This is a genomic window from Acidovorax sp. SUPP2539 (assembly GCF_030158975.1).
Taxonomy (GTDB): Bacteria; Pseudomonadota; Gammaproteobacteria; order Burkholderiales; family Burkholderiaceae_C; genus Paracidovorax.
Map to the genome: position 1 here is coordinate 270,677 of NZ_BQXJ01000001.1, position 26,428 is coordinate 297,104.

Consider the following 26,428-nt stretch of genomic DNA (forward strand, 5'->3'; position numbering starts at 1 on the left):
GTGCGGTCAGAAGCTGAAGCCCAGCCGCAGGTGCAGCCGCAGTTGCTTGGCCTGCACGCCATAGGCCACGTCGGCCTGCAGCGGCCCCACGGGGCTGCGCCAGCGCAGGCCGGCGCCCACGCCCACGCGCGGGTCCAGGTCGCCCGCGCGGTCGGCCACTGCGCCGGCATCGATGAACATGGCGGTTTCGAAATCGGTGCGGTTGCCGCGGAACTCGATGGGCCGCTGCCATTCGGCGCTGGCCACGGCCAGGTAGCGACCGCCATACAGCTGGCCGTTGGAGGTGCGCGCCCCGATCTCGCGGTAGCCGTAACCGCGCACCGTGGTGTCGCCCCCGGTCAGGAACAGCGTGGTCACCGGGATCTCGGCCGCGCGGCGCGCGAGCACGGCACCGCCTTCGGCGCGCAGGGCCAGCCGGCTGGTGCGGGTGACGCCCTCGCCCATGTCCACGCGGCCCATGGGATAGAACGACTGCCACCGCAGGTAGGCCCGCACGAACGGGTCGCGCTCGGGCCGCAGCGTGGTGCCCACGCCCAGCTCCGCGGCCAGGCCGAAGCCCCGCGTGGGATTGGTGGTGTTGTTGAAGTAGCGGCCCGTCCAGCCGTAGTTGGCGCTGATGGCCGCGCTGGAGGGAGGCGCGTCCGTGCCCTGGCTCTTGGCGGTGTCGTGCTGCAGGAAATAGCTGCGGTCGATGTGGTCGGTGCTCTTGCTGCGGCCGCCCCGCAGGCGGCTGCTGTTGACCTCGTAGTCGCCCGTGGTCTCGCGCTGCACCTGCGCGCCGGTGAACCAGCGCCAGCCGTCCTCCCCGGGCAGGTCGGTCCAGTCGGTGGACAGCAGCTTGTTCTTGCGGTCCACCGAGACCTTGCTGACGGCGCGCCAGCCGATGCCGGGCAACTGGTTGTGGATGTGGTCCACGCTCAGCCGCGGGCCGCTGTCGGTCGACAGGCCCACGCCGAACACCACCTTCTGCAAGGGCGCCTCGCGCACCTGGGCCACCACGGGCGCGGCCTGCGGGTCGGTGCCGTCGGTTTCCAGCGAAAGGAACACGGCGTCGTAGTAGCCGCTGCTGGCCAGCCGCATCTGCGCATCGAGCAACTGGGCTTCGCTGTAGTCGGCGCCCGTGGGCAGCCGGGCGATGCGGCGCGCACCGTCGGCGCTGTAGCGCTTGCCGCCCTGCACGCGCAGCGCGCCGAAGCGGTAGGGCGGTCCGGGGTCGTAGGTCACGCCCAGCTGGGCTTCGTTGCGGTCGGCGTCGATTTCCGCGCGGCTCTTGGCGATGCTGGCGGTGGGATAGCGGGTGGCCTGCAATTGGCGCAGGCCCTGGGATTTGGCGCCGTCCCAGGCGTCCTGCGTGAAGGGCTGGCCGGGCGCGAGCGACCAGCTGCGCTGCACGCGCGCGCGTCGGTTGGCGAACTGGGGCGAATCGGCCTCGGTGCCGGTGAAGTCGATGTCGGCACGGGCCACGCGGGTCTGCGGGCCGGGCTCCACCTCCACGGTGATGGTGCGCGGCGCGCCGGCGGCGCCGGGCGTCTCCTGCATGGTGATAGTGAGCGTGGGGCTGAAATAGCCCAGGGTGCCGAGCAGCTCTCGGGCGTTGGATTCGGCCGCGCCCAGCAGGCGGGTGATCTCGCTCGACTGCAGGTCGGGCAGTTGGCGAAAGCGCTGCAGTTCCATGTGCCGCGTGAGGTAGTCACGCACGGCATCGGGTGCGCGCACTTCGAGCGAGAACGCATCGGGCCCGGTGCCGGCACCGGCATCGGACTGGATGGTGTTGTTGTCCACCGTGCCTTCCTTGGCGCCCGGCAGCAGGCTGCAGCCCTGCAGGGCCACCAGGCTCGAAAGCAGCAACGCCGGCCACAAGGCCGGCGTCGGAAATCGTCTCGAAAAATGCGTTGCGGGGAGGGACACGTAAAAGAGCGCTTTGTGGGGCTGGAAGGGAGTGCTGCCAGGCCGTCGCATCCGGGGTGCGCAACGGCAATTGGGGGCACTATGGCCTGAAAAACGCACCGCCGCTGTCAGACAGCGGCGCGCGCTGGGTGGTCCCGGCGGTCAGGCGGTCACTTGGACAGTAGCCGCATGGTTTCTTCCAGGCCCTTGAGCGACAGCGGGTACATGCGCTGGCCCACGATCTGCTGGATGATGCCGATGCTCTGTCGGTACTGCCACACGCCCTGCGGCTCGGGGTTGATCCAGGCGAACCGGGGAAAGGCATGGATCAGGCGCTGCAGCCACTCGGCGCCGGCCTCTTCGTTGTCGTATTCCACGCTGCCGCCGGGCTGCAGGATCTCGTAGGGGCTCATGGTGGCATCGCCCACGAAGATGAGCTTGTAGTCCTTGTTGTACTTGCGGATGATGTCCCAGGTCGGAAACTTCTCGGCGAAGCGGCGGCGGTTGTTCTTCCACATGAAGTCGTATACGCAGTTGTGGAAGTAATAGAACTCCAGGTGCTTGAACTCCGTCTTCACCGCGGAAAACAGCTCTTCCACGCGCTGCACGTGCTCGTCCATGGTGCCGCCCACGTCCATGAGCAGCAGCACCTTCACGTTGTTGTGGCGCTCGGGGACCATCTTGATGTCCAGGTAGCCCGCGTTCGCCGCCGTGCTGCGGATGGTGTCCGGCAGGTCCAGCTCCATCTCGTGCCCTTCGCGAGCGAACTTGCGCAGCCGCCGCAGCGCCACCTTGATGTTGCGCGTGCCCAGTTCCTGCGTGTCGTCGTAGTCCTTGTAGGCGCGCTGGTCCCACACCTTCACGGCGCTCTTGTTCTTGCCGGCGCCGCCGATGCGCACGCCCTGCGGGTTGTAGCCGCCGTGGCCGAACGGGCTGGTGCCGCCTGTGCCGATCCACTTGTTGCCGCCCTCGTGGCGCTCCTTCTGCTCTTCCAGGCGCTTCTTGAGCGTCTCCATCAGCTCGTCCCAGCCCATCTTCTCGATGGCGGCCTTCTGCTCGGGCGTGAGCTCGCGCTCCAGGATCTTGCGCAGCCAGTCGACGGGGATGTCCTTGCGGAAGTCGGCCACCATCTCCACGCCCTTGAAGTAGGCGCCGAAAGCCCGGTCGAACTTGTCGAAGTGCTTCTCATCCTTCACGAGCACGGTGCGCGCGAGGTGGTAGAAGTCGTCCAGGCTCCAGGCGTCGTCCGAGTTCGGGCCCACCACGCCGGCCTGCAGGGCCTCCAGCAGGGTGAGGTATTCCTTCACCGACACCGGCAACTGGCCGGCGCGCAGGGTGTAGAAGAAGTCGATCAGCATGGGTTGAAGCCTTTTAGCCCTCTGGCGCTTATTCCACTAGGGCGTGCTGCTGCAAAAGGTATAGCAACTGGGCTTTGGCTTCCGGCCATTCACCCGAGCGCATGCTGTACATCACCGTGTCGCGGATGGTGCCGTCGCGGCGCAGCGCGTGGCCGCGCAGCACGCCGTCTTTTTTTGCACCCAGGCGCTCGATGGCGCGCTGCGAGGCGAAGTTGTAGTTGTCGGTGCGCCAGCCCACCACGTGGCATCCCAGCGTGTCGAAGGCGTGGCCCAGCAGCAGCAGCTTGCACGTGGTGTTGACATGCGTGCGCTGCACACTCTTGGCATACCAGGTGAAGCCGATCTCCACGCGCTTCACGGCCGGCACGATGTCGTGGTAGCTGCTGGTGCCCAGCACTTTGCCTGTGTCTTCCTGCACCACGGCGAAGGCGAAGCGGTGGCCTTGCTCGCGGCCGGCCAGGGCGGTCTCGATGTAGGCGCGCACGTCCTGCGGCTCGGGGACGGAGGTGATGCGCAGCGTCCAAAGCGCGCCGTCGGTGGCCGCGGCGCGCAGGCCCTCTTCATGCGACAGCGCGAGGGGCTCCAGGCGGATGCCGCGATCGCGCAGGGTGACGGGTTCGACGAAAGCCATGGAAAGAATCACTCCTTGTCGCTGGGTGCGCGGCTGGCGCGCCAGCGCCGTGCCGCCTGCAGGCCGAAGCCGCCGCCCAGGCCCACGAGGGCGATGCCCGCCAGGCTGGACGGGCCGTAGCCCGAGGTGAAGATGTCGAAGCCCAGCAGGTGGCCGATCCAGTAGCCCGCGAGCGCGCCGCCCACGAAGCCCACGGCGTCGGACAGGCCTTCCATCAGCAGGCGGCGTGCGCTGCTCATCTCGGGCCCTTCATCGGTTGCGCTGGTTCATGAAGACCAGCTTCTCGAACAGGCCCACGTCCTGTTCGTTCTTGAGCAGGGCACCCACCAGCGGCGGCACGGCGACCTTTTGGTCGGCGCTTTGCAGGGCTTCGAGCGGAATGTCTTCGGCCACGAGCAGCTTGAGCCAGTCGATGAGTTCGCTGGTGGACGGCTTCTTCTTGAGGCCCGGCAGGCCGCGCACGTCGTAGAAGGTCTTCATCGCCACGGCGAGCAGTTCGGCCTTGAGCGTGGGAAAGTGCACGTCGACGATCTTGCGCATCGTCTCGGCTTCGGGGAACTTGATGTAGTGGAAGAAGCAGCGGCGCAGGAACGCGTCGGGCAGCTCTTTTTCGTTGTTGGACGTGATGAAGACCAGCGGCCGGTGCTTGGCGCGGATGAGTTCGCGCGTCTCGTAGCAGTAGAACTCCATGCGGTCGATCTCGCGCAGCAGGTCGTTCGGGAATTCGATGTCGGCCTTGTCGATCTCGTCGATCAGCAGCGCCACGGGCTGGTCCGCGGTGAAGGCCTGCCACAGCACGCCCTGCACGATGTAGTTGCGGATGTCCTTCACGCGCTCGCTGCTGTCGGCATCGCCCAACTGGCTGTCGCGCAGGCGGCTCACGGCGTCGTATTCGTACAGCCCCTGCTGCGCCTTGGTGGTGGACTTGATGTGCCACTGCAGGAGCGGCATGCCCAGCTCGCGCGAGACCTCTTCGGCCAGCATGGTCTTGCCGGTGCCGGGCTCGCCCTTGACGAGCAGCGGGCGCTGCAAGGTGATGGCCGCATTCACTGCGAGCATCAGGTCCTGGGTGGCAACGTAACTCTGTGAGCCTTGGAATTTCATGGGCCGTAAATAGGGTAATCGTTGATAAAAGGCCTGGAAAGGCGCTGGCTATAATCGTTTTCTGCCCGAGCACCGACAAACTTCCACGAGATTGTGCGCGCAAAATGAACAAGAAGTTGACCACGATATTTGCCCTGGCTGTCGCTTGCGTGACCGCGGTTTCGCAGGCCCAGGAGACCAAGGGCGATGCCAAGGCGGGCCAGGGCAAGGTCGCCATGTGCATCGGTTGCCACGGCATCCCGGGCTACCAGGCCAGCTTTCCCGAAGTGCACAAGGTGCCCATGATTTCGGGGCAGGGCGAGCGCTACATCGCCTCGGCCCTGAACGCCTACAAGAAGGGCGACCGCAAGCACCCGACCATGCGCGGCATTGCCGACTCGCTCACCGACCAGGACATCGCCGATGTGTCCGCGTACTACGCGGCCCAGGTGCGCGAGGGCGCCAACCTGCCGGCCAAGCCCACGCGCGAGCCGAGCGTGCAGGTGGCGCAGTTGCTGCAAAAGGGCGCCTGCGTGTCCTGCCACGGCGAGAACTTCGCCAAGCCCATCGATCCGTCGTATCCCAAGATTTCAGGCCAGCATGCGGACTATCTGTTCGTGGCGCTCAAGGCCTACAAAGCCGACCCGAACAACGCGCACCTGGGCCGCTCGAACGCCATCATGGCGGGCATTGCCAAGCAGTTCACGAATGCCGAACTGAAGGCGCTGGCGGGCTACATCGGTTCGCTCGACGGCGAGCTGCAGGTGGTGCCGCAGTCGCGTTTTCGCTGACCGTCGCGCGCCGGGGCCTCGCCCCGCAGCTGTCCGTCCCAACCCGCCTTCTGGCGGGTTTTTCTTTGGCTGGAAGATGGCTCAGGCCATGCCCCGGGGCGGGTGCGCAGCAGGGCCGATGGAGGTCCGGATCGGCGTGGAGGGGCGTTATATTTTGGTGTGCCCTGTCTTTCGTTCCATCCCATCAACGCATCTCCATGAGGCCAACGCATGAGCATTTCCGTCGCCGGTCGCCAACTACAGAATTCCTCTGCCTTGTCGGAGTCGGGGCGGCACGCCCTGGCCTTCGTGGACGGCGGGCCGCAATGGCTGGACTGGGCCATCGCTTCGCCCGGGGCCCATTACCACTTCCCCGATGAGACCGCCCTGCTGGATGGCACGCAGAAAGGCCTGCACGGGTCTCCCATGGCGCTGCTACCCGGCTTGGGGCTGGCGGTCAGCCCGGTCAAGCTGATGACGCTGGGGTCGAGCGACCTTCGCACCCTGGCGCTTGCCGAAGCCGGCGATGCCAGCCCTGCGGTGGTCGAGCAGGTCCAGCGCGTCCTGCAAGAGCATCGGCTGCTCACCGCCGCAGACCTGCGCAACGCGCAGGCGTTCCTGGCCTCGCTGGGCGTGGCGGGGGCCCCGGTGTTCCAGTGCATCGATTTCATGGATTGGGTGGCGCTGTGCGAATTGCCGGGCGGATCCTTTGGCGGGCCCGCGCCCTCGCAGCCGCTGCAGTCGGAGGCCGCGACATTCGGCGTGAACCAGGCGCGCACGCCCCGCGAGTTCGCCGACTACTACCGCGTCTATCTGCACCTGGTGGCCCATCTGCCCGGCCTTGCGCAGGCGTCCACGGCGCAACGCAGCGAGGCGGCGAAAGCGGCGCTGTACGCCTTGCTGCCGGCACTTCTCGGCGCGCTCGATGGTCTGGTGCTGAGTGCGGTGCCGACGTCGCCGGCGGAGGTGCGGATGGCGGTGCACAACTGGCTGGCAATGGGCAGGCGCATCGGCTTTTCCCGGGCGTCCGAGGGTGTTCGGTGCATCGTCGAGGGCGCCAAGTACCGGGGTGAAACCGGCGCGGCGGCCGCGCGGATCGTCGACACGGCCCTTCAGCAGGCGATGGCGGTGCTGGCCGCGAATGACCTGCGGTCGGCGCGGCTGGGCCAGGACGGGGCGACGATGGCCGCGCCAGTCGGCCCTGCGAACGCGCAGGTCGAGTTGCAGGTGTCCAGCGCTGGCCTCGTTTCCCTGACGCGCCTCGGCGGCACGGACGCATAGTCACCGCTGCAGGCCCGTCCGGGGCCCTGCGGGGTTCTCATTCGCGCGGGGACAGGTCCATGAGTTCCAGGGGTGCCGGCCGGCCGAATTGGTAGCCCTGGGCCTGGGCGCAGCCCATGGCGCGCAATTGGCGGGCCTCGCCTTCGGTTTCCACGCCCTCGGCCACCACGGCCACGCCGAACCCCTTGGCGATGTGGAGCACGGCGGTCACGATGGCCGCGTCCTGGGGCGAATGCAGCAGGTTGCGCACGAAGCGCTGATCGATCTTCAGGCAATCGAACGGCAGCCGGCTCAGGTAGGCCAGCGAGGAATACCCCGTGCCGAAATCGTCGATGGCGATCTTCACGCCCAGCGCGCGGATGGCGGCCAGGCGTGCCTGCGTCACGCCGTCGTCCTCGATCAGTACCGATTCGGTCAGCTCCAGCGTGAGGTGTTCCGGCGGAAGCCCGCTGTCGCGCAGCACCTGCTGCAGCGTGGCGGGGAAGTCCGACTGGATGAGCTGGCGCGCCGACACGTTCACATGGATGTCGAAGCCCTCCGGCAGGCGGGGCAGTTGGTCCGCAATGGCCTGCGTGGCCGCGCGCAGCACCCAGTCGCCCAGGGCCAGGATGAGGTCGGATTCCTCGGCGATGGGAATGAACGTGCCGGGCGGCACCAGCCCGCGCGTGGGGCTGTTCCAGCGCACCAGGGCTTCCGCCCCCGTGACACGGCCGCTCGCCAGGTCGATCACGGGCTGGTAGTGCACGAGGAACTGGCCTTTTTCCAGCGCCTGGCGCAGTTCGATTGCGAGCCGCGTGCGCTCCATCGACTGCTCGACCATGCAGGGCTCGAACACCACGCACTGGTTGCGGCCGCGCCGCTTGGCCTCGCCCAGCGCGATGCTGCCGTTGCGCAGCCATTCCGCCAGATGCTCGCCCGCCAGGGAGCCCGCGACCACGCCCACCGAGGCATTGAGCATGACCTCGTCCGCCCCCACGGAAAACGGGGTGGAGAACAGGCCCAGCACGGCCTTGCCGATGGTGTCTTCCGCCACCGCGTGCCCGTCCAGGTGCAGCAGCGCGAACTCGTCGCCGCCGAGTCGCGCCATCAGCACGGTGGCCGGCAGGTGCTGGCGCATGCGCTCGGCGATGGCCTGCATCAGCCGGTCGCCGGTGCCGAAGCCCACGCTGTCGTTGATGGCGCGAAAGGCATCCAGCCCCACCAGGCTCAGCACGGCCCAGCGCGGGGATTTCCAGTCGGCCTTCTCCAGCAGGCCGCGCCGGGTGAGCAGGCGTGTGAGGGGATCGCTCAGCAACTGCTCGCGCATCTGCTGGAAGGACTGGCGCAGCCGGTCGGCCATCTGGTTGAAGGCCTGGATGAGGGTCGTGGTCTCGCGCAGTGCGCTGGTGTGCGGCAGCAGGCCCGGTTCCCAGTCGCCGCGCGACAGGCGGTTGGCGGCGTCGGCCGTGAGCAGGATGGGGCGCGCCACGCGCTGCACCGCCCACAGCCCCAGCAGCAGCCCGAGCAGGGCGATGCCGCTCGCCGCCAGAATGGAACGGCGGCTGATGACGCGCGTGTCGCCCAGCAGGTCCGACTCGGGCAGCAGCACGACGATGCGCCAGTCGATGCCGGGCTGCTGCGTGAACGGGGTCACGCGGGCGAAGTAGCGTTCGCCGTTATATGCGAACTGAAAATCGATGCCCGCATCGGAGCGGGCGTGGGGCAGGGCGGCGGCGGCGGCGCGGATGGGCGCGCTGGCGCTCCGGCCGGCGGTGAGCCGCTCGCGCTCTCCGCCGCGCGGGGCGGGCTGCTCCGACAGCACCGAGCCGCCTTCGGACTGCGCCACCAGCCGCTGATCCGTGTCCAGGATGAAGATGTGGCCGTTTCCGCGCAAGGGGTCGTCCCGCAGGAACTGGTTGAGCGTGTCCAGGCGCACATCGGCCTCCATCACGCCCACCATCTGGCCACCGGCGATCACGGCGGAGGCCGCCGAGATGGTCACATCGGCACGCTCTCCGGCCGTGGTGTAGATCGGCGACCAGCCCGCCTGCCCGGACCGGGCCACGGGCACGTACCAGGGGCGTGCGCGCGGATCGTAGCCGCGGAACGAGGCCGACACCGCGTCGGGCGTGCCGCTCTGGTACACGTGCATCAGGCCCTCGGTGGAGCGGTCCTTGAGGATGAGCCGAAAGCCGTCCGCCTCGCGGCGCATGCCGGTGTATTCGCCGTCGCGGCTGCCGAAGCTCAGCAGGCTGATCTGGCGCTCGTCGCGGTACAGAGCGTCGAACACGGCGCGCAGGTGTTCGTGGATGGGCCGCATGTCGCCCGGCTGGTACAGGCCGTGACGGCCGATGGCATCGGCGATGTCGCGCTGGATCTCGAAGGGCCGCGAGAGAAAGCGCGACAGCCGGTCCCGGGCGGTGAGCGTCACGGCGTCCAGCAGCCGCACGCTTTCCTGGTCGATCAGGTGGCCAATCTGCCGCTGCTGGGTGAAGGCATGCAACGCCACGGTGGCCGCGAACAGCACGGCGAACGGGACGGCAATGGCGGTGCGCAGAGAAATCTGCCACCGGCGCATGTCAGGCCCCCTGGTCGGGTGCGAGGGCACCGCGGGTCCGTGGGCACCGTGCAGGGTGCGGCCTGGCCCACAGCGCCACCGCGGCGGGCGACGCTGCCGGCCGGTCAGCGATCGAGAGGGCAGTCCTGGACATGATGGCGTGCAGCGGGCGGTGCGCCCTCAGTCCCGGGTGGCGCGCCGCTGCACGCAGGCGACATACGCATCGCCATCGGGCGGCCGACCGGAGCGCTGGCTTTCCCACAGCATCTGCCCCAGGCATTCCATGGCGGCGTGGTGCGCATCGAGCAGCGAGTCCTTGCGGGCGGCCAGCAGTTCGACGGCCTGGCGGATGCCGCGTGGCTGGTCGATGCTGCACTGCTCGCTGATCGACAGGTGCATGGACAGATGCAGGAAAGGGTTGGCGCGGTCCGGCGTCTCGTCGTAGTTGCGGGCCAGGGCTGCATCGACGTCGGCCAGATCGGCGTGGTATTCGGGGTGCTCTGCGATCCACAGGCTGGCCAGGGTCTCGATGGCTTCCATGGGCTGGCCGGCCTGGGATTTGGCGTACACGGCGCAGAAAAAGCGCCGCACATCGGCTTGGGACGGATTGAACATGGCAGCCAGCGTAGCACGGGCAAAGCGGGTTTTAAGCAGGGGTTGCACGGTAGGAAAGCGGGCATTCCAGCGTGCGGTGCGCTGCAAACCGTCAGAAGGTCTCCCAGTCGTCGGCGTTGTGCTTGCCCCCTGCTGCGGGCGCTGGCGCGGCGGCGGGGGGTGCGGCGATGGCCCGTGGCTTCTGGGCGGGAGCCTTGGGCGCGGTGGGGGCCTTGCTGGGCGGGGCTTTGGCGGCGGGCGCCGACAGCCGGGTGGGCGAGGGCTGGGGCGTGGCCCGGGGCGCTGCGGTCGCCCGTGCGGGCAAGGCCGCCTTCGGGCGGACCGGCGCCGGGAGGGGGGCGGACACGGGTGCCGCAGTGGGGGCCATCACCGCGGGGCGCGGTGCGGCCATGCCGCTGCCGGCCGCCAGCTTGAACACGGCCACGGCCTGCACCAGTTGGTCGGCCTGCACGCGCAGGCCCGAGGCCGCGGCCGCGCTTTGCTCGACCAGGGCGGCGTTCTGCTGGGTGGCCTGGTCCATCTGCACCACGGCTTCGCCGACCTGGGCGACGCCATCGCTTTGCTCGCGGCTGGCCGCGCTGATCTCGCCCACGATGGCGGTCACCCGGCGGATGGAGGTCACCACCTCCTGCATGGTGGCGCCGGCCTGGTCTACCAGCGCCGTGCCCTGCTCCACGCGCTCCACGCTGGCGCTGATGAGGTTCTTGATTTCCTTGGCGGCATCGGCCGAGCGCCCGGCCAGGCTGCGCACCTCGCTGGCCACCACGGCGAAGCCGCGGCCCTGCTCGCCCGCGCGGGCGGCTTCCACGGCGGCGTTCAGCGCCAGGATGTTGGTCTGAAAGGCAATGCTGTCGATCACGGAGATGATGTCCGAGATCTTTCGCGAGCTGTCGTTGATGCCCTTCATGGTGTCCACCACTTGGTTGACCACCTCGCCGCCCTTCACCGCTACGTCGCTCGCATCCTGCGCGAGCTGGTTGGCCTGGCGGGCGTTGTCGGCGTTCTGGCGCACGGTGCTGCCCAATTCCTCCATCGACGCGGCCGTCTCTTCCAGGGCCGAGGCCTGCTGCTCGGTGCGTTGGCTCAGGTCGTTGTTGCCCTGGGCGATCTCCGCGCTGGCGGTGGCCACGCTTTCGGCATTGCCGCGCACGGTGCCCACGGTTTGCACCAGATTGCTCTGCATGCGCTGCAGGGCGGTCAGGAGGGCACCGGTTTCGTCCCTGGATTGCGACACGATCGGCACGCTCAGGTTGCCGTCGGCCACCCGGTCGGCGGCATCCACGGCGTCCTGCAAAGGGGCCGTGACGGAACGGGTGATGAAGAAGGCGCAGACCGCGCCGATCAGCGCGGCGATGAGCGCCACCACCCAGACGATCGTGCGGGCGGTGAGGTAAGCGGCGTGGGCTGCGGCGCCGCCGTCCTGCATGTTCTTTTCCTGCAGATCGACCATCTTCTTCAGGGTAGCCAGGAAGATGCCCTGAATGGCATAGCGGGGGCCGAACAGCAGTTGCTGGCCCTCTTCGTTCTTGTTTTGCACGCCGAGGGCGCCCACATCCTGGCTGAATGCGATGAAGGCCGCGCTCTGGGTCTTGAGGTCCTGGATGAGCGCGCGTTCTTCTGCGGTGTCGGCCAGCTTTTCCAGCGTGCCGATGAGCGTGCCCATCGACGCTACGTTCTTGTCCAGCGCCGCCTTGTTGGGCGCCATGGCTTTTTCATCGGCCAGGATGATGAGGTTGCGTACCACGCGTGCCGTGTCCATGGTGAGGTAGGACAGCTGCTGGCTGGCTGCGGCCTTGGGGTACAGGTCGGTGATGAGTTGCTGCGAAGCTTCGTCCTGATCGGCGAGCCGGAGCAGGCTCATGCCGGTGATGATTGCCATGAGCAGGAGCACCACGCCGAAGCCGAGGCCCAGGCGCAGGCCCAGTTTGAGATTTTTCATGGAAGGGACTTCCTGGAAATGACCGATTGGAGAGGTGGCAACAGCAAGCTGCCAATTTGTCATTAATCGTAACCACTAATTGCCAGGGGCCCTGGACGCCTTCCTTTTTTGGGCGACTTCGCTGGCCGGCTGTGGGAAAAATTCCACAGCGGCCCGCCGGTCAGCGGCGCGTGCCCAGCGTGCGCGAGATGGCTTCGGCCGCCTTGAGCAGGGCTGGCAGCAACTCGGTCTGCATCATCTCGGCGCTGGTCCGGTTGGCCTGCCCGCTGATGTTGAGCGCCGCCACCGTTTGCCCGGCCCGGTTGCGCAGCGGCGCGGCGACCGAAATCAGGCCCTCTTCCAGTTCCTGGTTGATCAGACACCAGCCCTGCGCGCGGGCCTGTCGCACGGCAGCGAGCAGGGCGTCGTCGTCCAGCAGGGTGTGGGGCGTGAGCCGCTGGCGCGGCACCTTCCGCAGCAGCGCCACCACGTCGGCATCGGGCTGGCCGGCCAGCAGCACGCGGCCCATCGACGTCCAGAAGGCGGGCAGGCGAGAGCCCACGCCCAGGTTGGTGCTCATGATCTTGTGGGTATGCACGCGCAGCACGTAGACGATGTCGCTGCCGTCCAGCACGGCGGCCGAGCAGGATTCGTGCACCTGGTCCACCAGCGCTTCCATCGTCGGCTCGGCCAGATCCCAGATCGGCATGGACGACAGGTAGGCAAAACCCAGGTCCAGGATGCGCGGGGTCAGCCGGAACAGCCGCCCATCGCTTTCCACATACCCCAGCGTCTGCAAGGTGAGCAGGATGCGCCGCGCCCCGGCGCGCGTGAGGCCCGTGCGGGCGGCCACTTCGCTCAGCGTCTGCTGCGGCGCGGTGGCGCTGAACGAGCGGATCACCTCCAGCCCACGGGCGAACGACTGCACATAGCTGTCGCCCGGCCTAGGGTTATCACCAGTCTCCGCGGGGGTATCGCTCATAAGCATTTGGTCCTAAAATTCATTATACGAACATTTGTTCTATATGCGAACAAATGCCCAGCCGCTCCGGCGGGACCCGAATTCTCACCTTTAGGCTTCTCCTTTCCCCATGATCAACAAGATTGCGGATTCCGTGGCCCAGGCCCTGTCGGGCATTCAGGATGGCGCCACCGTGCTGATCGGCGGCTTCGGCACCGCCGGCATTCCCGGCGAACTGATCGACGGGCTGATCGAGCAGGGCGCGCGCGACCTCACCGTGGTGAACAACAACGCCGGCAACGCCGAAGCGGGTCTGGCCGCGCTGCTCAAGGCCGGCCGGGTGCGCAAGATCATCTGCAGCTTTCCGCGCCAGGTGGACAGTCACGTGTTCGACGGCCTGTACCGCTCCGGCCAACTGGAACTGGAACTGGTGCCCCAGGGCAACCTTGCCGAGCGCCTGCGCGCGGCCGGGGCCGGCATCGGTGCCTTCTTCTGTCCCACGGGCTACGGCACGGAGCTGGCCAAGGGCAAGGAAACGCGCGAGATCGGCGGCAAGCAGTACGTGCTGGAGTATCCCATCCAGGGCGACGTGGCGCTGATCAAGGCCGAGCGGGGCGACCGCTGGGGCAACCTCACCTACCGCATGTCCGCCCGCAACTTCGGCCCGGTGATGGCGACCGCCGCGCGGCGCACCGTGGCCACGGTGCACGAGGTGGTGGAGCTGGGCGCGCTCGACCCCGAGGCCATCGTCACGCCCGGCATCTACGTGAGCCACGTGGTGCGGATCGACCGCGTGGCCACGCAGGCCGGCGGCTTCAAGAAGCCAGCATAAAAATGGCCCCCAGCGCAACAGGAGCTAGCGTGAGCAGCTATCAAAAAAGAAGCAAAGACGAACTGGCCGCCCGCGTGGCGCAGGACATCCACGACGGTGCCTACGTCAACCTGGGCATCGGCCAGCCCACGCTGGTGGCCAACCACATTCCACCGGGCCGCGAAGTCATCCTGCAAAGCGAGAACGGCATCCTGGGCATGGGCCCGGCGCCGGCCGCGGGCGACGAGGACTACGACCTCATCAACGCCGGCAAGCAACCCGTCACGCTGCTGGCGGGCGGTGCGTACTTCCACCATGCCGACAGCTTCGCCATGATGCGTGGCGGCCACCTGGACATCTGCGTGCTGGGCGCTTTCCAGGTCAGCGCCACGGGCGACCTGGCCAACTGGAGCACGGGCGAGCCCGGCGCCATTCCCGCCGTGGGCGGCGCCATGGACCTGGCCATCGGTGCCAAGCAGACCTGGGTGATGATGGACCTGCTCACCAAGCAGGGCCAGTCCAAGGTCGTGCCGCAATGCACCTACCCGCTGACCGGCATCGGCTGCGTCAAGCGCATCTACAGCGACCTGGCCACGCTGGCCTGCACGCCCGAGGGCCTGGTGCTCATCGATGCCGTGCCGGGCCTCGACCATGCTGAACTCGAGCGCCTCGTGGGCCTGCCCATCCGGCCATCGCACGCCTGACACCGGCCGCCGCGGCGCCTTTTCCCGACACACACCCTGGAGACAAAGACCATGACGCAAGCCTTCATCTGCGACGCCATCCGCACGCCCTTCGGCCGCTACGGCGGTGCCCTGTCCAGCGTGCGCACCGACGACCTGGGCGCCATCCCGCTCAAGGCGCTGATGGCCCGCAACCCGAACGTGGACTGGGCCGCCGTGGTGGACGTGCTCTACGGATGCGCCAATCAGGCCGGCGAAGACAACCGCAACGTCGCCCGCATGTCCGCGCTGCTGGCCGGCCTGCCGATCGACGTGCCCGGCGCCACCATCAACCGCCTGTGCGGCTCGGGCCTGGACGCCGTGGGCACGGCCGCGCGCGCCATCAAGTCCGGCGAAGCGGGCCTGATGATCGCCGGCGGCGTGGAGAGCATGAGCCGCGCCCCCTTCGTGATGCCGAAGGCCGAAACCGCCTTCAGCCGCGCCAATGCGGTGTACGACACCACCATCGGCTGGCGCTTCGTCAACAAGCTCATGAAGGCGCAGTACGGTGTGGATTCGATGCCCGAGACGGCCGAGAACGTGGCCGACGACTACGGCATCGAGCGCGAAGCGCAGGATCGCATGGCGCTCGCCAGCCAGCGCAAGGCCGTGGCCGCCCAGCAGGCCGGCCATCTGGCGCGCGAGATCACGCCCGTGCAGGTGCCGCAGAAGAAGGGCGAGCCCGTCACCGTGGACCAGGACGAGCACCCGCGCGAGACCAGCCTGGAGGCGCTGGCCAAGCTCAAGCCCGTGGTGCGCGAAGGCGGCACGGTGACGGCCGGCAACGCCAGCGGCGTGAATGACGGCGCCTGCGCGCTGCTGCTGGCCGATGAGGCGAGCGCCGCCCGGCACGGCCTCACGCCGAAGGCCCGCGTGGTCGGGATGGCCACGGCCGGCGTGGCCCCGCGCGTGATGGGCATCGGACCCGCGCCGGCCACGCAGAAGGTGTTGCAGCTGACGGGCCTCACGCTCGATCAGCTCGATGTGATCGAACTCAACGAAGCCTTTGCCGCGCAAGGCATCGCCGTGCTGCGCCAACTGGGCCTGCAGGACGACGACGCGCGCGTGAACGCCTGGGGCGGCGCCATCGCGCTGGGCCACCCGCTGGGCGCCAGCGGCGCGCGCCTGGCCACCACGGCCGTGAACCGCCTGCATGCCACGGGGGGGCGCTACGCGCTGGCCACCATGTGCATCGGCGTGGGGCAGGGCATCGCCGTGGTGCTTGAACGCGTCTGATCGGCCCGCTGCGAAACCCCAGGAAATCAAGCCCGTGTCCACTGCCACCCTCCACACTCCCGCCGGCGCCTTCCGCGTGCGCCTCGACGGCCCCGAAGGCGCACCCGTGCTGGTGCTCTCCAACTCCCTGGGCACCACCCTGGAGATGTGGGAAGCACAAGCCGCGCGCTTCGCCACCACGCACCGCGTGCTGCGCTACGACACGCGCGGCCACGGCACGAGCGTGGCCTCGCCCGGCCCGTACACGGTCGACCAGCTGGGCAGCGACGTGCTGGCGCTGCTCGACGCGCTGGCCATCGAGCGCGCCAGCTTCTGCGGCATCTCGATGGGCGGCCTCACCGGCCTGTGGCTGGGCGTGAATGCCCCCGCGCGGCTGAACCACCTGGTGGTGGCCAACAGCGCCGCGAAGATCGGCACGGCCGAGGGCTGGACATCGCGCGCCGCGCTGGTCCGCGAGAAGGGCACGGCGGCCATGGCCGAACTGGCCGCATCGTCGCCCAGCCGCTGGTTCACTGATGCCTTCGTGGCTGCGCAGCCCGCCGTGGTACAGCGCGCCCAGGGCTGGATCGCTGGCATTGCCCCCGAGGGCTACGCCGCCTGCTGCGAGGCCCTGGCCCAGGCCGACCTGCGCAGTGCCATCCGTGCCATCAGCGTGCCCACGCTGCTGATCGCCGGCGGCGCCGACCCCGTGACCACGGTGGCCGATGCGCAGGCCATGCAGGCCATCATCGCGGGCGCGCAACTGGCGCAAGTGCCGGCCTCGCACCTGTCCAACCTGGAAGCGCCGGCCGCGTTCGACGCCGCGCTGGCCGCGTTCCTGGTGCGCTGAGCCGCGGCACGAAGAGAGACCGAGACCGCATGGACCCGCAGCCCACCAACCCCCGCTGGCAGCACCGGCCCGCCGGCTCCACCTGGGGCGACTTCGGCCCCCATGACCAACTGGGCCGCCTGAACCTGCTCACGCCCGAAAAGGTGCGCCAGGGCGTGGCCGAAGTGCAAGAGGGCCTGGCCTTCGCGCTGAGCCTGCCGCTGGACTATCCCGGCGGCAATGCCCTCAACCCCAATCGCCAGCCGCCCGTGCTGCGGCCGCTGCTGCGCAAGGGGCTGGTCAACTTCAACTGCCTGCTGGGTGCGCTGGAGCCGGGCCGCACCGACGTGCTGTCGGACGACCTAGCCATCCTGCACCTGCAGTACTCCACGCAGTGGGATGGCCTGGCGCACGCGGGCTCGATGTTCGACGCCAATGGCGACGGTCTGCCCGAAGCGCTGTACTACAACGGCTATGCCGCCGGCCGCGACATCGTGGGGCCGGACGACGTGCGCGATGCCGGCGTGCCCGCCGCGCCGGGAGCGGTCACCAGCACCTCGGCCGCGCATGCGCTGGGCATCGAGGGCATGGCCCGCACGGGCGTGCAGGGGCGCGGCGTGATGATCGATCTGCGCGCGCACCTGGGCGATGCCCGCACCGTGGTCGGCTACGACACGCTGATGCGCGTGCTGGAGGCCGACGGCGTGGCGGTGGAGCCGGGCGACATCGTCTGCCTGCACACGGGCTTTGCCGACGTGGTGCTGGGCATGCGCAGGCACCCCGATCCGGCCGTGCTGGCGGACCGCTGCGCCGTGCTGGACGGGCGCGATGACAGGCTGCTGCAATGGATCACCGACAGCCAGCTCGCCGCCATCGCCGCCGACAACTACGCCGTGGAGGCCTTCCCTGCCAAGGCGGGCCCGGCCTGCTGCGCCGCGCTGCCGCTGCACGAACACTGCTTGTTCAAGCTGGGCGTGCACCTGGGCGAGCTGTGGCACCTGACGCCGCTGGCCGCGTGGCTGCGTGCGCGCCACCGCGCCCGATTCCTGCTGACGGCACCGCCGCTGAATTTGCCCGGGGCCATCGCCTCGCCCGTGACGCCGGTCGCCACCGTCTGAAGCCCTGGCCGTCACCCCGTTCCGCGCAGTGCGCACTGCGCGGAAATCCATCCCCTGAAGCCGGTTGACCGGCGTTTGCAATGTGCCGGACCGCCGTGCACACGGAGACTGTTGTGCCTTTCATCATCGAGACCTTCGACAAGCCCGATCACCAGCACGTGCGCCAGGCCACGCGGGCCGCGCACCTGGCGTTCCTCGACCAGCACAAGGCCCTGCTGCTGGCTTGCGGCGCCAAGCTGGCCGACGACGGCAAGGATCTGGGGGGCGGCCTGTACGTGGTGGCGATCGACTCGCGCGAAGAGGCCCAGCGCTTCATCGAATCCGACCCGTTCCATGCCGCCGGCCTGTTCGAGCGCGTCACGCTCACGCGCTGGCGCAAGGCCTACGTCGATGGACAGAGCTACCTGTAGCCCCCAAGCGCCCCTGCATTCCCTGAAGAAGAAAGACCTTCCATGACCACTGCACCTGCACGCGAGCGCGTTCTCATCACCGGCGGCGGCGCCGGCATCGGCGCGGCGACGGCCGAGCGCTGCCGCGCCGACGGCTACGAGCCCGTCATCATCGACCGCGCGGTCGCCCACGTGCCCGGCGGCATCCAGGCCGACCTGTCCGACACCGCCGACACCGCACGGGCACTGCAGCAAGCGCTGGCAGGCGGGCCCATCACGCGCCTGGTCAACAACGTGGGCATCGTGGTGCCTGCCGAAGCCGCGGATCAGACGCTGGAACAGTTCGACCTCGCCGTGGCGCTGAACCTGCGCTGCGCGCTGCAGTGCATGCAGGCGCTGCTGCCGGGCATGCAGGCGGCGGGCTTCGGGCGCATCGTGAACATGTCCTCGCGCGCCGCGCTGGGCAAGGAGCTGCGCACCGCGTATTCGGCCACCAAGGCCGGCCTGATCGGCATGACGCGCGTGTGGGCGCTGGAGCTGGGCCGCCACGGCGTGACGGCCAACGCCATCGGCCCCGGCCCCATCCGCACCGAGCTGTTCGACCGCGCCAACCCGCCCGATGCGCCGCGCACCAAAGCCATCATCGACTCGGTGCCCGTCAAGCGCGTGGGCACGCCGGACGACGTGGCGCATGCCGTGTCCTATCTGCTCGATGCGCGCAGCGGCTTCGTCACCGGCCAGGTCTTGTACGTCTGCGGTGGCATGACCGTGGGCGTGGCCGGGGTCTAGCGCTTCCTCCTCGCGTTTTCTCAAAACCTCACAACACCAAAGAGACAATTTCCATGTCGAAAATCACCGCCTTCTTCACCGAACTGATGCGGCGCTACCTGCCCGATCCGTTCGTCTTCGCGATCATGCTCACGCTGCTGACCATGGCGCTCGCCTTCGGGGTGGAAAACCGCCCCATCAATGCCGTAGTGCAGGACTGGGGCAAGGGCTTCTGGAGCCTGCTGGCCTTCACCACGCAGATGGCGGTGATCCTGGTGATGGGCTACGTGCTGGCGGCCGCGCCCATCGTGGACCGCTTTCTCGACCGCATCGCCTCGCACGTGCACACGCCGCGCCAGGCCATCATCGTCGCCACCATCGTGGGCTGCGTGGGCAGCTACCTCAACTGGGGCTTCGGCCTGGTGATCGGCGGCATCATGGCGCGCAAGCTGGCGCTCAAGGTCAAGGGCGTGCACTACCCGCTCATCATCGCGGCGGCGTACACGGGCTTCACCATGTACAGCCTGGGTTTCTCGGCCACCATCCCCGTGCTCATCTCCACCAAGGGCCACGCGTTCGAAAGCACCATGGGGCTGATCCCGCTCACGCAGACGATCTTCTCCGCGCCCATCCTGCTGACCAGCCTGGCCGTGCTGATCGCGCTGCCGCTGCTCAACGCCACCATGCACCCCAAGAAGGGCGAGCCGGTCGTGGAACTGGACCCGGCCACCGTGGCCGACACCAAGCCCGCCAGTGCCGAACACCTGCTGGGCGACGAGAAGACGCTGGCCTGGCGCCTGAACAACAGCCGCGTGCTGAGCCTGCTGATCGGCCTGTGCGGCATGGCGTACGTGGCCATGCACTTCATCCAGGGCGGCAACCTCGACCTGAACATGATCAACTTCTTCATCCTGTTCCTCGGGGTGCTGCTGCTGGGCACGCCGATGAAGTACGTGGAGAAGGTCAACGAAGGCGTGAAGACCATCGGCGGGATCATCCTGCAGTTCCCGTTCTACGCCGGCATCATGGCCATCATGCACGGCTCGGGCCTGGTGGAGTCCATCGCGCACGTATTCGTGAGCGTCTCCACCGCCGACACGCTGCCGCTGTGGGGCCTGGTGAGTTCGTTCGTCATCAACTTCTTCGCGCCTTCGGGCGGCGGGCACTGGGTGCTGCAGGGCCCGTTCATGATCAACGCGGCCACCACGCTGGGCGCCTCGCAGGCGCAGACCGCCATGTCGGTGATGCTGGGCAACGGCTGGAACGATCTGGTGCAGCCGTTCTGGATCCTGCCGGCGCTGGCGCTGTCCAAGCTCAAGCTGAAAGACATCATGGGCTACACGGTGGTCTCCATGCTGCTGGTGGGCGCGATCTACGCCGTGACCATGCTGGTCTGGCCGCACCTCTGACCGCAGGCGCCTCTCTTTTTTTCCTTTCCATCCCTTTTTCGTTTTCAAGGAGCAACCGATGCTGTTCATGGCTGAAATGACGGTGAACATCCCGTCCACGCTGGCCCCCGAAGTGGCCGACGAAATCAAGCGCAAGGAGAAGGAATATTCGCAGCAGCTGCAGCAGGGCGGGAAGTGGCGCCACCTGTGGCGCGTCGTCGGCGAATACGCCAACGTGAGCATCTTCGACGTCGCCAGCAACGACGAGCTGCACACGATCTTGAGCGGCCTGCCGCTGTTCCCCTACATGCAGATCAAGGTGACGCCGCTGGCCAACCACCCGTCGTCCATCGTGCAGGAATAACGGCGTTGGCCGCTGCGCCCCGCTGGCGGGCGCCGCACCCGCCACGCGCCCCGCGCCCCGCTTTTCATCCCCATAAAGAGATCCGAGGAAACAACATGACTTCCGTCCGCCCAAGCCTTCGCTTCGCCGCCCATCGCCGCACCCTGCTGGCCGCCGCCCTGGCTGTGGCCGCCACTGCTGCGGTGCCCACCGCGTTCGCGCAGGCGTTCCCCAACAAGCCCATCACCATCATCGTGCCCTTTGCAGCCGGCGGCACCACCGACATCCTGGCGCGCGTGATCGGCCAGGGCCTGTCCGCCGAGCTGGGCCAGTCGGTGGTGGTGGACAACCGCGCCGGCGCGGGCGGCAACATCGGCGGCCAGATGGCCGCGCGCGCGCCGGCCGACGGCTACACGCTCTTCATGGGCACGGTGGGCACGCACGCCATCAACGCCGCGCTCTACAAGAAGATGCCGTTCGATCCGGTGAAGGACTTCGCGCCGCTCACGCGCGTGGCCAACGTGCCCAACCTGCTGGTGGCCAACCCCAACCAGCCCTACAAGACGGTGCAGGAGCTGATCGCCTATGCCAAGGCCAACCCGGGCAAGGTGAACTTCGGCTCGTCCGGCAGCGGCAGCTCCATCCACCTGTCGGGCGAGCTGTTCAAGAGCATGGCCAAGGTGGACATGCAGCACGTGCCGTACAAGGGCAGCGCCCCGGCCGTGACGGACCTGCTGGGCAACCAGATCGGCATCATGTTCGACAACATGCCCTCGGCCATCCAGCACGTGCGCTCGGGCAAGCTGCGCCCCATCGCCGTGACCACGGCCAAGCGCTCGCCCGAGCTGCCCGACGTGCCCACCATCGCCGAAGCCGGTGTGCCCGGCTACGAGGCCACGTCGTGGTTCGGCATGTTCGCGCCCGCCGGCACGCCCGCGCCCATCGTGTCGCAACTGAACAAGGCCCTGGTCAAGGTGCTGTCGCAGCCCGAGACGAAGAAGAAACTGGCCGACCAGGGCGCCGAGCCGGTGAGCGAGACGCCCGAGCAGTTCGCCGCCTTCATCCAGTCCGAAAGCGCCAAGTGGGGCAAGGTCGTGAAGGAGTCCGGCGCCAGTGTGGATTGATTTGCTATATTTTTGATAGCGATATGCCCTAGTGGAATTTGTGCTGACGGCATTTTTCATGCCAGTGCCGGCCGCTTGAATCGCAGGCGCCGGCGCCGACTCAGCAGAACGCCTGGCGCTGCGCCTTGAGCGCATCGCGGTCGATGCTGGCGTGCAGCAGTGCCATGTCGTTCGCGTCCACGCCGTGGCCGGCAAAGTGCTGCGGCCACTGGTCCACCGTGCGTGCCACGGCCTGGATGAGCTCGATGGCCCGGGCGCGTGGGATGCCGAACTCGCTCAGGTCCGTCAGCGCGTTGTCCAACGTGGATTCGGCGCCGTGCCGGCCGACCACCATGGCCTGGTAGCCCATGTTCTGCAGCGTGGGCACCACGTCGAACGCGGGCGACAGCTCGTAGTACCCGTCCCAGCCCAGCCGCAGGCAGTGGTTGCGTTCGTGGTCGTCCGTGTTGTCCATGAGGATGTTGAACACCATGCGCTGGAACAGCTCTTCGCGCTGGGCTTTCTGCCGGTCCGGATGGGCCTGGCGCCGCAGCACGGTGGCCAGCGCCCCGTAGCTCTCCGCAAGGCCCGCCGCCGCCAGCGCCGTCCGGGCCGAGAGGCAATGCAGCCGCAGGGTCTGCCCGCCGATGTCGAGCCGGTCGAAGCGCTCGATGGTCAGCGCATGGCGCCGCTTGCCGTGCGCATGCCGCGAGGGCAGGGGCAGCACGCCGGTGGTGGCCACGTGGATGCCGGCCTGGGCTGCCAGCGTCATGGTGGCGTGCTCGATCAGCGGCGTGTCCACCGCGTCATCCCATTCGCTGAACTTGACCACGCAGGGGCCTTTGTCGGTCTGCAGCAGCGCCTTGGGCCGTGCGCCGCCCAGCGTGACGCCGGGCTGCACCAGGCGCTGGATGTCCGGCGTGATGGGCGCTTGCGTCTGCACGTCTTCCACGGCCTGCGCCAGCGAGGCCAGATCGCGCAGTTGCGGATAGGGCCCGATGCGCCGGGGCACGTAGTGCTCGGCGGAGGTGGAGATGCCCAGGGCGCCGAAGCGGTCGTCCCCGGCGAACAGCAGCATCTCCAAAATCGACAGGCGCGCGGGCCGGTCGATGTGGCGGATGATGCGCTCGCCCCATCGGTCCGGTCGCGCGTCGTCGATGGCGCCGGGGGCAGTGTCCTTGTGCCCTGCGCTGAAAGTCTGGCCCGCGATGAGGGGCAGGTCTTCGCTGAGCACGAATTCCCACCAGTCCGCTGTGTAGGTGAAAGTGGCGCAGTTGGGCACCAGTTGCGACAGGGCCACGGAGCCCGTCAGCACGGGGGCGGCCGGGTTGACCAGGGTCCAGACGTAGAGCGTGTCCTGCGGCTCGTAGGCGCGGGGCGTGACTCCTGGCAGCGTCATGGCCGCTCTTTCTTGATGCCGGAGATGAGCGCGGCCAGGCCTGAAGCGGCATTGGGCAGAAATCGTTCAGCTCGCTGTTTTTCTTCAGCGAAATCCCGCAGGGCTTTTTCGATCTCCACTTTCCTGTCCGGCACAGGAACGCCGCGCAAGGCTTCTCTGGACGATGCGGATGGCCGGTTCGCCACCCGGGGGGGCGAATGGCTAGCCCCGCTGTCGGGCGCAGCGCCTGCCTTCAAGGTGGAGGGGGGGCGCTTTGCACGGCCTTGGGTCGCCGCTTTCCTGCCCCTGTCTTCTTGCTTGGCCGGAGACCGGGGTTTGGGGCGTGCTCTTGCCACTTCGCGCTCCAGCGAGGCGAGATCGTTCTGCGGGGCAACCAGATCGGCCAGCCCCTGCGCCTGGTTGATGAGCCACAGGCACATGACATACGACGCCATCGCCACGGAGGGATCGCCCCGCTCGATGCGGGCCATGGTCGGCTGCGACACACCCAGCCGCTGGGCCCACTGCGCCTGCGTTTCCCTGCGGCGCTTGCGGGCAATGACGATGTTTTGCGCCAATTGCTCGATCTGCTGCAGTACGGCCTGGGGATAGTCTGCGGGAGGGGTGTTCTGTCTCGGCATTCATAGATGTTAGTGAATATGCCTAAAAATAGAAACCTATGAATCAATGGCTTGGCCGCAGATCAGGGCAAGACGGCCAAAAAATTCGCATAGATAGACGATTTATGGGAAAAGATAAATATCTATGAATAAATTGGAGCAAGCGGTGACTGGCCCTTAGCGATGCCGGCCCACGAATGGAGCGCGAGCCAGCGGTTTGAGGGGGAGGGGGCAGGGCCCGGCGCGCGGGCGGCAGCCACTCCCCATGGCGGGCGGCGGGGCGGCAACGCCCTTCCGCCGGTCTTCAGATTTCAGAGCTTCAGAAGAAGTAAGTCAGGCCCACGCTGAAGCTGCGCGGCAGGGCGGGCGACACCACGTTGGCGTTGATCGCGCCGTCGTAGTAGGCCTTGTCGAAAACGTTCTTCACGCCCGCGGTGATGCGGTAGTTGGAGCCGGCATAGCCGATCGACAGGTCCGCCACGGTGTAGGCGGGCAGGGTGAAGGGGTACGAGCCGACCTGCTCGCTCACGTAACGGGCGCCGGCGCCCAGGGTGATCTGCGGCATCTGCGGCAGCTTGTAGGTGGCCCACAGGGCCAGCGTGTGGCGCGGCGTGAGGTTCAGCGGCAGGCCCACGATGGCGGCGTTGTTGTCGCGCGTGACCTTCGTGTCGGTATAGGTGTAGGCGCCCGTCAGCTTCAGGCTGCGCAGCAGTTCGGCGCCCACTTCCAGCTCCAGCCCGCGTGCGCGCTGCTCGCCGGTCTGCACGCTGAAGCCGGTGTTGGCCGGGTCGGCGGTGGTGACGTTGCGGCGCTTGAGGTCAAAGAGCGCCAGCGCCCCGGTGAGCCCGCCGCCGGGTGCCTCGTACTTCAGGCCCGCTTCCCATTGCTTGCCGGTCTCCGGCGCGAAGGGCGAGCCGCCGAAGCTGGTTCCCGACACGGGCAGGAACGATTCGCCGTAGCTGGTGTAGGCGGCCCATCCGGGCGTGAATTCGTACACCAGCCCGGCCGACAGGGTGGTGGCGGAATCCTTCTGGCGCGTCTGCCGGTTGGCCAGGCGGTCGTCGATCTGGTTGTCCGACCAGTCGCGGCGCAGCCCGACCAGGGCCGTCCATTGCGGGTTGAACTTGATCTGGTCCTGCGCGTACAGGCCCATCACGCTGAGCTTTTCAGGCGCGTTGCTGGTGTAGGCGGCCGGGCAGGTGGTGGCCGCGCCGTACACCGGATTGAACAGGTCGAGCGCGCCGATGGTGCAGCGCCGCTGGCCTTGCCAGCTGTGGCTGGTGCGTGCGTCCAGCCCGGTCACCAGGCGGTGCTGCACGCCCAGGGCGGCAAACTGCGACAGCAGCGAGGTGTCGGTGGCCAGCATGTCGTCATCCAGGTACTGGCGTGTGGCCTGCCGGTTCTGCAGGCGCTGATTGGACTGCAGCGCCAGGTTGGAGACGAAGTTGCCGTTGCCCTTCTCGGACTCGTAGCGCACGTTCTGGCGCAGCGTCATCTGCGGCGAGAAGCGGTGCTCCAGCGCGTAGCCGACCGAGGTGCTTTCGATGTCGTAGCCGCCGAAGCTCGGGTCGCCCGTGTACAGCGTGGTCCGCACGGGACCGTTGCGGTTGGGCAGCACCGTGCCGTAGGGCGTGATGCCCTGCTGGCGCATCCAGTTGCTCTGGCTGTAGGTGGCGAACAGCACCAGATCGGTCTGCGCGCCCAGGTCCAGCGACAGCGAGGGCGCGATCCAGCGGTCGCGGCGATAGACGAAGTCGGTCGGATCGTCGCTGTTCGAGACCTGGGCGTTGATGCGGAACGCCGCCTTGCCCGACTCGTTCAGCGGGCGGTTGATGTCGGCCTGCAAGGTGCGCTGGCCGAAGCTGCCCACCTCCACGCCCACTTCGCTCAAAGCATCGCGCTTGGGCCGCTTGCTGATGGCGTTGACGATGCCGCCGGGCTGCACCTGGCCGTATAGCACCGAGGCCGCGCCCTTGAGCACCTCGAAGCGCTCGTAGCCGTAGGGCGTGAGGCGCGTCCACATGCCGGGGCTTTGCACCAGGCCGTCGATGAGGATGGATTCGGTGGAGCGAAAGCCCCGGATGTTGATGTCGTCGAAGCCGCGCCGCCCGAAGTTGACCGGGCTCACGCCGGCCACGGTCTGCAGCGCCTGCTGCAGGTTGGCGATCTGGCGTGACTCCATCTGCTCGCGCGTGACCACGCTCACCGACTGCGGGGTTTCCAGCCGGCGCATGGGCGCCTTGCCGGCCGTCTGGGCTTCCACCGGGGCGAAACCCACGTCCTTTTCCGTGCTGGCGTTGATGCGCACTTCCTGCAGTTGCGGCGTCACGTCCGCGCTGGCCTGGGCCATGGCGGCCTGCGACAGGCACAGCGCCAGCGGCGTGAGTGCGCAGCGGCACAGGGTGCGTGCGGGGGAGCGGGCCAGTGAAGGGCTCAGGAAAGGGCGCAGGAAAGCGGTGGCGTGGGCAGGCGAGTGCGCCGCGTCGGAACGGGTGTAGACCATGGAAATGCGGGAGAGGAGGGGCGAGGAAGAGGCCGACGGCCAGCCGGAAGGCCACCGGAAAATGCGATGGAAAAGAAACGGATCCATTTGATTAAGAATAATTATCATTCAAATTGATGTGAAAACGGGCGAGGCGGGCAGAGGCGCCGGCTATCGGCTGGCTTTCTGCAGGTTTTCAGCCGGCATGCGGCATGCGTGCGC

General features: G+C 68.0%; 24 protein-coding genes. 12 read left to right on the forward strand and 12 right to left on the reverse strand.

All coding sequences use genetic code 11. From position 1 onward, the window contains the following. Window positions 1–6: 6 nt before the first annotated feature. The 5 genes from AVTE2539_RS01205 to AVTE2539_RS01225 all read right to left on the reverse strand — a co-directional run bounded on the left by AVTE2539_RS01205 (window position 7) and on the right by AVTE2539_RS01225 (window position 4,980). Complete coding sequence (locus AVTE2539_RS01205) at window positions 7–1,959, reverse strand: autotransporter assembly complex protein TamA (RefSeq protein ID WP_502868848.1); 1,953 nt, start codon at window positions 1,957–1,959, stop codon at window positions 7–9. Window positions 1,960–2,057: 98 nt separating this feature from the next. Then, window positions 2,058–3,245, reverse strand: coding sequence for a vWA domain-containing protein (locus AVTE2539_RS01210; protein ID WP_284408077.1), 1,188 nt, complete (start codon window positions 3,243–3,245; stop codon window positions 2,058–2,060). Window positions 3,246–3,273: 28 nt separating this feature from the next. After that, window positions 3,274–3,876, reverse strand: a complete 603-nt coding sequence (locus tag AVTE2539_RS01215) for a GNAT family N-acetyltransferase (RefSeq protein WP_272565070.1) — start codon at window positions 3,874–3,876, stop codon at window positions 3,274–3,276. A gap of 8 nt (window positions 3,877–3,884) precedes the next feature. Continuing rightward, window positions 3,885–4,115, reverse strand: a complete 231-nt coding sequence (locus AVTE2539_RS01220; protein ID WP_284393299.1) for a hypothetical protein — start codon at window positions 4,113–4,115, stop codon at window positions 3,885–3,887. A gap of 10 nt (window positions 4,116–4,125) precedes the next feature. Further along, window positions 4,126–4,980 carry an AAA family ATPase gene (locus AVTE2539_RS01225; RefSeq protein WP_284405370.1) on the reverse strand — a complete coding sequence of 285 codons (855 nt, stop codon included), beginning with the start codon at window positions 4,978–4,980 and terminating at the stop codon, window positions 4,126–4,128. Window positions 4,981–5,084: 104 nt separating this feature from the next. Here AVTE2539_RS01225 and AVTE2539_RS01230 point away from each other — a divergent pair, with 104 nt between their 5' ends. Both AVTE2539_RS01230 and AVTE2539_RS01235 read left to right on the forward strand, forming a co-directional pair. Further along, window positions 5,085–5,750, forward strand: a complete 666-nt coding sequence (locus AVTE2539_RS01230) for a c-type cytochrome (protein ID WP_284408078.1) — start codon at window positions 5,085–5,087, stop codon at window positions 5,748–5,750. Between the two features lie 210 nt (window positions 5,751–5,960). Continuing rightward, window positions 5,961–7,010 carry a hypothetical protein gene (locus tag AVTE2539_RS01235; protein WP_284408079.1) on the forward strand — a complete coding sequence of 350 codons (1,050 nt, stop codon included), beginning with the start codon at window positions 5,961–5,963 and terminating at the stop codon, window positions 7,008–7,010. Window positions 7,011–7,047: 37 nt separating this feature from the next. On the opposite strand, the gene AVTE2539_RS01240 is transcribed toward AVTE2539_RS01235, so the two are convergent. The 4 genes from AVTE2539_RS01240 to AVTE2539_RS01255 form a co-directional block, all read right to left on the reverse strand. Then, a complete protein-coding gene (locus AVTE2539_RS01240; RefSeq protein ID WP_284408080.1) occupies window positions 7,048–9,567 on the reverse strand; it encodes a bifunctional diguanylate cyclase/phosphodiesterase in 2,520 nt (839 codons plus the stop codon). A 159-nt stretch (window positions 9,568–9,726) separates the two neighbouring features. After that, a complete protein-coding gene (locus AVTE2539_RS01245; RefSeq protein WP_272565064.1) occupies window positions 9,727–10,161 on the reverse strand; it encodes a DUF1841 family protein in 435 nt (144 codons plus the stop codon). 91 nt (window positions 10,162–10,252) lie between these two features. Beyond that, window positions 10,253–12,100, reverse strand: a complete 1,848-nt coding sequence (locus tag AVTE2539_RS01250; protein WP_284408081.1) for a methyl-accepting chemotaxis protein — start codon at window positions 12,098–12,100, stop codon at window positions 10,253–10,255. 160 nt (window positions 12,101–12,260) lie between these two features. Continuing rightward, window positions 12,261–13,061, reverse strand: a complete 801-nt coding sequence (locus AVTE2539_RS01255; protein ID WP_284408082.1) for an IclR family transcriptional regulator domain-containing protein — start codon at window positions 13,059–13,061, stop codon at window positions 12,261–12,263. Window positions 13,062–13,170: 109 nt separating this feature from the next. On the opposite strand from AVTE2539_RS01255, the gene AVTE2539_RS01260 reads away from it, so the two are divergent. From AVTE2539_RS01260 to AVTE2539_RS01305, 10 genes are all read left to right on the forward strand, one after another. Next, entirely contained in the window at window positions 13,171–13,872 is a 702-nt protein-coding gene (locus AVTE2539_RS01260) for a 3-oxoacid CoA-transferase subunit A (protein ID WP_284408083.1), read from the forward strand. Between the two features lie 29 nt (window positions 13,873–13,901). Further along, complete coding sequence (locus tag AVTE2539_RS01265; protein WP_284405375.1) at window positions 13,902–14,555, forward strand: 3-oxoacid CoA-transferase subunit B; 654 nt, start codon at window positions 13,902–13,904, stop codon at window positions 14,553–14,555. Window positions 14,556–14,606: 51 nt separating this feature from the next. Continuing rightward, the gene (gene pcaF, locus AVTE2539_RS01270; protein ID WP_272565059.1) at window positions 14,607–15,809 is read left to right on the forward strand and encodes a 3-oxoadipyl-CoA thiolase; all 1,203 of its coding nucleotides are present in this window, start codon (window positions 14,607–14,609) and stop codon (window positions 15,807–15,809) included. A 34-nt stretch (window positions 15,810–15,843) separates the two neighbouring features. Next, entirely contained in the window at window positions 15,844–16,638 is a 795-nt protein-coding gene (gene pcaD, locus AVTE2539_RS01275; RefSeq protein WP_284408084.1) for a 3-oxoadipate enol-lactonase, read from the forward strand. A gap of 29 nt (window positions 16,639–16,667) precedes the next feature. Next, window positions 16,668–17,735, forward strand: coding sequence for a cyclase family protein (locus AVTE2539_RS01280; protein WP_284408085.1), 1,068 nt, complete (start codon window positions 16,668–16,670; stop codon window positions 17,733–17,735). Between the two features lie 113 nt (window positions 17,736–17,848). Beyond that, entirely contained in the window at window positions 17,849–18,145 is a 297-nt protein-coding gene (locus AVTE2539_RS01285) for a YciI family protein (RefSeq protein ID WP_284405379.1), read from the forward strand. A 42-nt stretch (window positions 18,146–18,187) separates the two neighbouring features. Continuing rightward, window positions 18,188–18,913, forward strand: a complete 726-nt coding sequence (locus AVTE2539_RS01290) for an SDR family oxidoreductase (protein ID WP_284405380.1) — start codon at window positions 18,188–18,190, stop codon at window positions 18,911–18,913. 53 nt (window positions 18,914–18,966) lie between these two features. Next, the gene (locus AVTE2539_RS01295; protein WP_272565053.1) at window positions 18,967–20,301 is read left to right on the forward strand and encodes a short-chain fatty acid transporter; all 1,335 of its coding nucleotides are present in this window, start codon (window positions 18,967–18,969) and stop codon (window positions 20,299–20,301) included. A 58-nt stretch (window positions 20,302–20,359) separates the two neighbouring features. Further along, window positions 20,360–20,644 carry a muconolactone Delta-isomerase gene (catC, locus tag AVTE2539_RS01300; RefSeq protein WP_272565052.1) on the forward strand — a complete coding sequence of 95 codons (285 nt, stop codon included), beginning with the start codon at window positions 20,360–20,362 and terminating at the stop codon, window positions 20,642–20,644. Between the two features lie 95 nt (window positions 20,645–20,739). Next, complete coding sequence (locus AVTE2539_RS01305) at window positions 20,740–21,747, forward strand: tripartite tricarboxylate transporter substrate binding protein (RefSeq protein WP_284408086.1); 1,008 nt, start codon at window positions 20,740–20,742, stop codon at window positions 21,745–21,747. 100 nt (window positions 21,748–21,847) lie between these two features. On the opposite strand, the gene AVTE2539_RS01310 is transcribed toward AVTE2539_RS01305, so the two are convergent. The 3 genes from AVTE2539_RS01310 to AVTE2539_RS01320 form a co-directional block, all read right to left on the reverse strand. After that, entirely contained in the window at window positions 21,848–23,125 is a 1,278-nt protein-coding gene (locus AVTE2539_RS01310; RefSeq protein WP_284408087.1) for a type II toxin-antitoxin system HipA family toxin, read from the reverse strand. Beyond that, entirely contained in the window at window positions 23,122–23,682 is a 561-nt protein-coding gene (locus AVTE2539_RS26335) for a helix-turn-helix transcriptional regulator (RefSeq protein ID WP_284408088.1), read from the reverse strand. The genes AVTE2539_RS01310 and AVTE2539_RS26335 overlap by 4 nt, the downstream gene beginning before the upstream one ends. A 361-nt stretch (window positions 23,683–24,043) precedes the next feature. After that, window positions 24,044–26,227, reverse strand: coding sequence for a TonB-dependent siderophore receptor (locus AVTE2539_RS01320; RefSeq protein WP_502868849.1), 2,184 nt, complete (start codon window positions 26,225–26,227; stop codon window positions 24,044–24,046). Between the last annotated feature and the right edge of the window lie 201 nt (window positions 26,228–26,428).

Coding starts and splice junctions, on each gene's coding strand:
- AVTE2539_RS01310 (WP_284408087.1), bottom strand. CDS start 23,125: ATGACGCTGCCAGGAGTCACGCCCCGCGCCTACGAGCCGCAGGACACG.
- AVTE2539_RS01230 (WP_284408078.1), top strand. CDS start 5,085: ATGAACAAGAAGTTGACCACGATATTTGCCCTGGCTGTCGCTTGCGTG.
- AVTE2539_RS01205 (WP_502868848.1), bottom strand. CDS start 1,959: ATGCGACGGCCTGGCAGCACTCCCTTCCAGCCCCACAAAGCGCTCTTT.
- AVTE2539_RS01240 (WP_284408080.1), bottom strand. CDS start 9,567: ATGCGCCGGTGGCAGATTTCTCTGCGCACCGCCATTGCCGTCCCGTTC.
- AVTE2539_RS01215 (WP_272565070.1), bottom strand. CDS start 3,876: ATGGCTTTCGTCGAACCCGTCACCCTGCGCGATCGCGGCATCCGCCTG.
- AVTE2539_RS01245 (WP_272565064.1), bottom strand. CDS start 10,161: ATGTTCAATCCGTCCCAAGCCGATGTGCGGCGCTTTTTCTGCGCCGTG.
- AVTE2539_RS01225 (WP_284405370.1), bottom strand. CDS start 4,980: ATGAAATTCCAAGGCTCACAGAGTTACGTTGCCACCCAGGACCTGATG.
- AVTE2539_RS01210 (WP_284408077.1), bottom strand. CDS start 3,245: ATGCTGATCGACTTCTTCTACACCCTGCGCGCCGGCCAGTTGCCGGTG.
- AVTE2539_RS01280 (WP_284408085.1), top strand. CDS start 16,668: ATGGACCCGCAGCCCACCAACCCCCGCTGGCAGCACCGGCCCGCCGGC.
- AVTE2539_RS01295 (WP_272565053.1), top strand. CDS start 18,967: ATGTCGAAAATCACCGCCTTCTTCACCGAACTGATGCGGCGCTACCTG.
- catC (WP_272565052.1), top strand. CDS start 20,360: ATGCTGTTCATGGCTGAAATGACGGTGAACATCCCGTCCACGCTGGCC.
- AVTE2539_RS01250 (WP_284408081.1), bottom strand. CDS start 12,100: ATGAAAAATCTCAAACTGGGCCTGCGCCTGGGCCTCGGCTTCGGCGTG.
- AVTE2539_RS01255 (WP_284408082.1), bottom strand. CDS start 13,061: ATGAGCGATACCCCCGCGGAGACTGGTGATAACCCTAGGCCGGGCGAC.
- AVTE2539_RS01320 (WP_502868849.1), bottom strand. CDS start 26,227: ATGGTCTACACCCGTTCCGACGCGGCGCACTCGCCTGCCCACGCCACC.
- pcaF (WP_272565059.1), top strand. CDS start 14,607: ATGACGCAAGCCTTCATCTGCGACGCCATCCGCACGCCCTTCGGCCGC.
- AVTE2539_RS01290 (WP_284405380.1), top strand. CDS start 18,188: ATGACCACTGCACCTGCACGCGAGCGCGTTCTCATCACCGGCGGCGGC.
- AVTE2539_RS01305 (WP_284408086.1), top strand. CDS start 20,740: ATGACTTCCGTCCGCCCAAGCCTTCGCTTCGCCGCCCATCGCCGCACC.
- AVTE2539_RS01220 (WP_284393299.1), bottom strand. CDS start 4,115: ATGAGCAGCGCACGCCGCCTGCTGATGGAAGGCCTGTCCGACGCCGTG.
- AVTE2539_RS01260 (WP_284408083.1), top strand. CDS start 13,171: ATGATCAACAAGATTGCGGATTCCGTGGCCCAGGCCCTGTCGGGCATT.
- AVTE2539_RS01235 (WP_284408079.1), top strand. CDS start 5,961: ATGAGCATTTCCGTCGCCGGTCGCCAACTACAGAATTCCTCTGCCTTG.